The organism is Streptomyces sp. NPDC127084 (genome assembly GCF_042724175.1).
Classification (GTDB): domain Bacteria; phylum Actinomycetota; class Actinomycetes; order Streptomycetales; family Streptomycetaceae; genus Streptomyces.
The window spans coordinates 22,239-28,449 of sequence record NZ_JBHXFA010000102.1 but is presented as its reverse complement, the minus strand read 5'-3'; the positions used below and the strand labels follow the sequence as shown (position 1 = coordinate 28,449).

11 protein-coding genes are annotated in these 6,211 nt (G+C 67.9%); all 11 read left to right on the top strand.

Annotated features, from left to right (window positions below):
- Positions 1-123: 123 nt before the first annotated feature.
- The 11 genes from ACFWI9_RS22715 to ACFWI9_RS22665 all read left to right on the top strand — a co-directional run bounded on the left by ACFWI9_RS22715 (position 124) and on the right by ACFWI9_RS22665 (position 6,087).
- On the top strand, positions 124-1,620 hold the full coding sequence (locus ACFWI9_RS22715; protein WP_387164601.1) for a DNA cytosine methyltransferase: 1,497 nt from the start codon (positions 124-126) through the stop codon (positions 1,618-1,620).
- Positions 1,617-2,027 carry a hypothetical protein gene (locus ACFWI9_RS22710; RefSeq protein ID WP_387164600.1) on the top strand — a complete coding sequence of 137 codons (411 nt, stop codon included), beginning with the start codon at positions 1,617-1,619 and terminating at the stop codon, positions 2,025-2,027. The genes ACFWI9_RS22715 and ACFWI9_RS22710 overlap by 4 nt, the downstream gene beginning before the upstream one ends.
- Before the next feature lie 22 nt (positions 2,028-2,049).
- A complete protein-coding gene (locus ACFWI9_RS22705) occupies positions 2,050-2,430 on the top strand; it encodes a hypothetical protein (protein WP_387164598.1) in 381 nt (126 codons plus the stop codon).
- 38 nt (positions 2,431-2,468) lie between these two features.
- Entirely contained in the window at positions 2,469-2,801 is a 333-nt protein-coding gene (locus ACFWI9_RS22700; protein WP_387164596.1) for an HU family DNA-binding protein, read from the top strand.
- A gap of 59 nt (positions 2,802-2,860) precedes the next feature.
- On the top strand, positions 2,861-3,610 hold the full coding sequence (locus ACFWI9_RS22695; RefSeq protein WP_387164594.1) for a hypothetical protein: 750 nt from the start codon (positions 2,861-2,863) through the stop codon (positions 3,608-3,610).
- Between the two features lie 50 nt (positions 3,611-3,660).
- Complete coding sequence (locus ACFWI9_RS22690; RefSeq protein ID WP_387164591.1) at positions 3,661-4,095, top strand: hypothetical protein; 435 nt, start codon at positions 3,661-3,663, stop codon at positions 4,093-4,095.
- Complete coding sequence (locus ACFWI9_RS22685; protein ID WP_387164589.1) at positions 4,092-4,436, top strand: hypothetical protein; 345 nt, start codon at positions 4,092-4,094, stop codon at positions 4,434-4,436. The genes ACFWI9_RS22690 and ACFWI9_RS22685 overlap by 4 nt, the downstream gene beginning before the upstream one ends.
- Positions 4,433-4,657: a hypothetical protein gene (locus ACFWI9_RS22680; protein WP_387164587.1), complete on the top strand. Its 225-nt coding sequence runs from the start codon at positions 4,433-4,435 to the stop codon at positions 4,655-4,657. Before ACFWI9_RS22685 ends, ACFWI9_RS22680 begins: the two co-directional genes overlap by 4 nt.
- Positions 4,654-5,340: a hypothetical protein gene (locus ACFWI9_RS22675; RefSeq protein ID WP_387164585.1), complete on the top strand. Its 687-nt coding sequence runs from the start codon at positions 4,654-4,656 to the stop codon at positions 5,338-5,340. The genes ACFWI9_RS22680 and ACFWI9_RS22675 overlap by 4 nt, the downstream gene beginning before the upstream one ends.
- 161 nt (positions 5,341-5,501) lie before the next feature.
- Positions 5,502-5,633: a hypothetical protein gene (locus ACFWI9_RS22670; RefSeq protein WP_387164583.1), complete on the top strand. Its 132-nt coding sequence runs from the start codon at positions 5,502-5,504 to the stop codon at positions 5,631-5,633.
- 130 nt (positions 5,634-5,763) lie between these two features.
- Positions 5,764-6,087 (top strand): hypothetical protein, encoded by a 324-nt coding sequence (locus ACFWI9_RS22665; protein WP_387164581.1) that lies wholly within the window; start codon positions 5,764-5,766, stop codon positions 6,085-6,087.
- Positions 6,088-6,211: the final 124 nt, after the last annotated feature.

Below are 6,211 nucleotides of genomic sequence, written 5' to 3'. Positions count from 1 at the left end.
GGGGGGCTGCGCCGGCTTTCGGGCGCCGGCCCCATCTGGGGGGGGGCGCGCTGTTTTAATGTCTCCCCCCCCCGCCGCGCCCCCGCCGGGGGGGCCCGGGTTCCGCAGACCTCTTGGAGAACCATGGCCACAGTCATTGACCTGCTGTGCGGTGCGGGCGGCAGCAGCACGGGCCTTGTCGAAGCCGGACACGAGCTGATCCTCGGCATCAACCACTGGCAGCTCGCCATCGACACGCACGCAGCCAACCACCGCAAAGCCGACCACGCCTGCATCGACATCTCCGGCTTCCCGATGCGCTACCTGCCCAACGCCGACGTCCTGTGGGCGTCCGTCATCTGCACCGAAATCAGCCCTGCGGGCGGACGCAGACGCGAGACCAACCAGATGGACCTGCTCGGCCTGCTCGAAGAAGGCGAGGAGTGGGAGGCCCTCACCAAGGACGCCTTCGAACGGACCCGCGTCACCGGCTGGTGCGTCGTCCGAGCTGCTGAAGCCAAGCGGTTCAAGGCCATCGTCGTGGAGAACGTCGTTGAGTTCGGCCTCGACTGGATCCTCTTCCCGAAGTGGCTCGAAGCGATGGAACTGCTCGGCTACCAATACCAGATCGTGTGCGTCAGCAGCGCGCACGTCGGTGACGACGACAACCTACGTGCCCCGCAGTGGCGCGACCGCATGTACGTGGTCTTCACCCTCAAGTCCATGCGCAAGCCGGACCTGGAACCCAGGCCGCTCGCGCCCTGCGTGGACTGCGGGGAGGACGTGCACGCCATTCAGTCCTGGAACGTCGACGGAATGCGCATCGGGAAGTACCGGCGGGACTACATCTACCGTTGCCCGAACACACGATGCCGACACGCGATGGTCGAGCCGTACGTCCGCCCCGCCAGCGACATCATCAACTGGGACGACCTCGGAACCCGGATCGGCGACCGCAAGAAGCCACTCGCGGACACCACGATGGACCGCATCCGCGCGGGCCTCATCAAGTTCCCCTACCGGCCCAGCTCGATCACCCTCACCCACGGCAAGGACGGCGGAGACAGGGGGTACGCAGTCGAGGACCGTCCGCTGCCGACCCGTACCGCCAAGCAGGGCGATGCGCTCCTGGTGCCGACCGGAGGCACATGGAACACCGACGCCGTCCCTGTCGACGTGCCGTTGCGCACGCGCACCACGCGGGAGAGCGAAGCCCTGCTGACGGTGGACCCGTTCATCGTTGAATTCCGCAACAACGCCACCGCCAGTCCGGCCAGCCATCCGCTCGCCGGGATCACAGCGAAGGGCAACCATCACGGCCTGGTCACCCACGCCGGCCGTGTACCCGAGCAGGCCAGGAACACCCTCGTCGTCCCTTACCGCAAGGCCGCGGTGAAGACCGCCGCCGAACCCGTACACACCCTCTCCACCCGCGACTCGGCCGCTCTCGTCCGCAGCGCCCCAGACATCAACGACTGCTGGTTCCGCATGCTCAAGCCCCGCGAACAGCTCGAAGGGCAGCGGTTCCCCGCGAAGTACGTCGTCTACGGCAACCAGGCCGAACAGACCATGCAGGCAGGCAACGCGGTTTCGGTCAACGTCGCCCGGTGGATAGGCCAGCGATTGGAGCCCGTTCTGTGACCGGACCACGCCCGCCTGCGGGCACGCACGTAACCAGCCACGCCCCCTGCTGGGGCGACCCGGACTTCGCCGTTGCCGACGACCAGTGGAAGGACAGCGGGGATCTCGTAGCGATCTGCGAGCCGGTCCTCTACGTCTGCGGCGGCTGCCACTTCCGGGCCGCATGCATCCGGCAGGTCTCCCCGGCCAAGGCACGGTTCGACGGCGTCTGCGGCGGCCGGATCTGGCTCAACGGCGGGATCATCCACGCCCTGCCCGAGGCTGCCGACTCCGAGCTTCTGCCGCCGGTCATCCGCAAGTCGTCGTGCGGGACTGCGGCCGGGAGGCGCGCTCACCGGCGTGCGGCCGAGCAGATGTGCCCCCAGTGCGAGGCCCCCGACCAGCTTGAACTTTCCGACGCCGCCTAACTCACGAAGGAGACACATCCCCATGTTCCATGAGGAGTCGATGCGCCAACTCCTCGGCCCTGTGGCGGCCGTGGCGCTCATCGCACAGGCCAATCCCGACCTGCCTGCCCCGCGTATCGAGATCGCCCCCATCCACCGCGATGTCGGCAACTACAGCGCCGTCGGCGTCAAGCTGCTGATGTACCAGCCCGAAGACGGCGTGTACGAGCGGTGGGCGCACCTCATCGGCAGCAGCGACCCCGACTCGCACACCGACCCGGGACCAGCCCAGCACAACAACAAGGTGCGCCGCACCTACGGCACCTACGCGGCGACCACCATCGAGCTCATCGCCTACGTGAGCACGGCCCTCCCACTGGTCATCCACCACGACGCTCAGGCTGCCAGCGAACCCGCGGTCTGACCCGCGGCCTCTCCACTCCAACTCGCAGAAGGAACGACATGAACAAGCAGCTCCTCATCGAAGAAGTCGCCGTCAAGCTCGGGTCCCGAGCCGCCGCCACCGAGGCCGTCGAGGCCGTCTTCGACTCCATCGTCCGCGCCGTCGCCCAAGGCACTCGGGTCAGCGTGACCGGGTTCGGCTCCATCGCCCCGGTGGAGCGTCCGGCCCGCATCGCACACAACCCGCAGACCGGCGAACGCGTGCACGTGAAGGCCACCCGGGCAGTCAAGTTCCGCCCCGGAGCCTCCTTCAAGGCCCTGGTGGATGGCACCAAGCAGCTTCCGGCCGAGGGCAGCGCCATCAAGAAAGCCCCGAAGACGCCGCGTGGCTGACCTGCCAACCCTGCCGCCCCGGGAGCATCCCGGGGCGGCACCCCACCCCGGAGTACACAGTGACCGCACACATCGTGCAGTTCAGCGGCGGCATCGGCTCCTTCGCAGCCGCCGTCCGCGTCGCCGCACGACACGGAACGGACAACCTCACACTCCTCATCGCCGACACAGGCATTGAGGACCCGGACCTGTGGAGATTCGCAGCCGACACCAGCCGCCTGCTCGGGGTGCCGTTGACCAAGGTCGCCGACGGGAGAACCCCATGGCAGGTCTTCCATGACAAGAAGTTCCTCGGCAACGACCGACTTGCCCCCTGCACCATGGTGTTGAAGCAGATCCCCTGCCGCTCCTGGATGGAGAAACACGCGTATCCCGCCGACACCCTGGTGTACATCGGCATCGAGCCCACGCCGCGTGACAAAGCCCGCATCCCCGCCATCGCACGCAACTGGAAGCCCTGGCAAACCAGATTCCCCCTGTGCTCGAAGTGGGAGCCACCACTGACCAAGGCGCAGCTCTTGCAGGAAGCGCGCACCCTCGGCGTCGAACCACCCCGCCTGTACGACATGGGTTTCGCTCACAACAACTGCGGCGGGACGTGCGTGCGCGCCGGGATGCGGCAGTGGCGGCACCTCCTGGACGTCATGCCCGACCGGTACGCCTACGCCGAAGCACAGGAAGAAGACCTACGCCGGCTGCTCGGTCCCGTCACGATCCTGCGGCAACGACGCAACCGCGTCAGCCGCCCCCTGCCCCTGGCCGAGCTTCGGCGTTCACACGAGTCCGCCCCCACGCTCCCCGCCGTGTGAAACCCGCCCGCTATCGACCACCACGAGACGAACAAAGAAGAGGTGCCCTCATGCACGACGAGATAGCCGACCGCATCTGGCAAGCAGTCACCCACTGGGTGAACGACCGCCAGGACCGGTCGGTGGCCATCCTCGCCACGCTGGCGACGACACAGACACCGTCCATGATGTTCGGGGTCGCCTGCGGCATCGCCACCGTCGCCAAGGCCGCAGTTCTGAAGATGCAAGGTCCTCGGCCGCACCCCCGCTTCTGGGGCATTGCGACCACGGACGGATCGCGACCTGAGGACGTGATCCCCGCCCACCACCTGTTCACAGCGCGCTTCATCGCCGCCCACCTCAACAACGACACGGAGACCGCGCTCGCGCTCTACCAGGCCGCCTACATGCGAGATGACCCGGACCTGTGGGCGGCGTGCCTGCGCACACTCCTTGCAGCAGCCGGGGAAGCCGTACGCGCGGCCGTGGCGGAGCCCCACCGGTGACCGGGCGACCCACGTATTCGGCAGACGGCCTGCGCCACGACGTCGCCGACCCGGCCACCTGGAGCGTGCGAGTGTGCGAGGACCGCTGTGTCACCTGCATCTTCCGGCCAGGCAACCTCATGCACCTGGAGCCCGGCCGGGTAGCAGGCATGGTCAACACGGCCGTGGCAGACGAAGGCCATATCGTCTGCCACAAGACGCTCGGCACCGAGTCCCCGGCCATCTGTGCGGGGTTCGCCATTCACCCAAGAGGGCGGACAGCCTCCCTGGCACTCCGACTCGCCCACGCCGGCGTGCTGAGGATCATCCCCGTCCAGCCGGACCGGGAGGGCAGACCGTGATCGTCATACTCGCGGCGCTGAGCCTCCTCGTCTGGCTCGTTGGGATCGTCCTCCTGGCCATCTCCTTCACCACTCTGCTCGCCGACGAGCCACGGCTGCGCCTCGCCGCCGAACTCAGCCCTGTCGCCGTTGCGTTGTACGCCGCTGTCGTCATCGCCTTCTGGCCCGCGGCCGTGCTCGCCAGCGTCATCGAACTGCTGGGGAACAGGGAACGCCAATGAACCACGTACGCACGGGCCGGATCTTCGCGGCCTGCCACCCCCACGACACTGCTCGCCTCCGTGTCGTGCGCTACGAGAAGGGGGACATGCGTGCTCTGGTCGCCGACGCGGCCACCGGCACCCGCCAGCGCCTCATCCTTGTCTCCAGCCTGCACGCGACGCCCGTCACTGCGTCAGGAAGCAGACGCAGAAGTGGCTACGCGCCCGAGGACACGCCAGACGTCACGTCGGTGGTGGCCGCGCAACCCTCGGTCGACCCGGCGGACTGGTTCGACGGCCTGGGCGGGCGCCGGTTCCGGGTGGCCCTGCCCCCGCGGCTGCTGCTCCTCAACTCCAACCAGCGCCTGCACCACCACCGACGGGCCGAAGTGACGAGAGTATTGCGGCGTGCGGCCTGGGCCGCCTCCCGGGGCGTCCCGCACCTGGAGGGCGCGCACATCGTGGGCGTGCTGCACCCCTCGGACAGGCAGCGCCGAGACCCCGCCAACTGGTATCCGAGCTTCAAGGCGTGCGTGGACGGCCTGGTCGACCAGGGCGTGCTGGACGACGACGACCACACGCGGTTGCTCGGTCCGGATATGCGGCTCGGCCATGTTGTCGAAGGCTCGCGCCTCGTCCTCCACATCCGGGAACTCACGGAGACTACGGACGCCGCTGAGCTGCGGAAACAGGAAGTCAGATGATCAAAAAAGCTCATCCGAAATCTTGCACTTCCCTTCAATGCATATAGAATAGAATCAAGAAGGAAAGGGGGGAGATCTCTACTGTCGCGGGGGCACTCAGTGGACGGCCCGGCCGAGACGGACCGTCCGGCTGTCACGCAAACCAACATCAGGAGTGATCGATGAGCATCGAGAAGAAGGCTCCCCAGGCCGGGGAACAGGACTACGGCGTCTGCCTGAAGTGCGGCGTTGAGAACCAGCGGCACTGCCGCATGTGCGACGGGCCCTGGTGCCCCGTCTGCGAGGACTGGTAGGTCGCCGGTCGGCGCATCCCCGCCGACCGAAAGAGCCCGTGTCCGAAGAGTGCCCCGCTCGAAATTGCGCCCGGCGGCCGGTGAGCACCACACCCGGCCGCCGGGCGGCTCGATCCCAAGGAGTTCGTTCGTGAACCGTGAAAGCCAACTCGCCAGCCGCCGTTGGAAGATCGCCTACAGCTACGCCTGCACCTGTGAACCTCGATGCGACTGGACCAAGGTTCCCGGACGCCACAGCGGAAGCTCGGGAACCTTCCTCAATGACGGTGAAGAAGTCATGGGTGGGCAAGTCGCCGCCATGATCGTCGCCCGCCAGTTCGGGCACGTCGACATTGCTGACATCCGCATGTGGCAGGAGACCGCCGAGGAGCGCGACGCTCGCCTTGCCCGGCACCGCCACGAAGCGGCCGACGAGAGACGGGGCGTCCACTGGGCGATGGGTGGAGCCAACTAGCGGGAGGAGCGCCGTTCCCCCGGCGGAGAGCACCTCTTCCCTCTGTCGCGCCCGCCGGTACCTCCGAGGGGCGGCCCGGCGCCCCCGCGCCCGCGGGGCCGCGCGCGCCCCGGCGCGCGGGCGG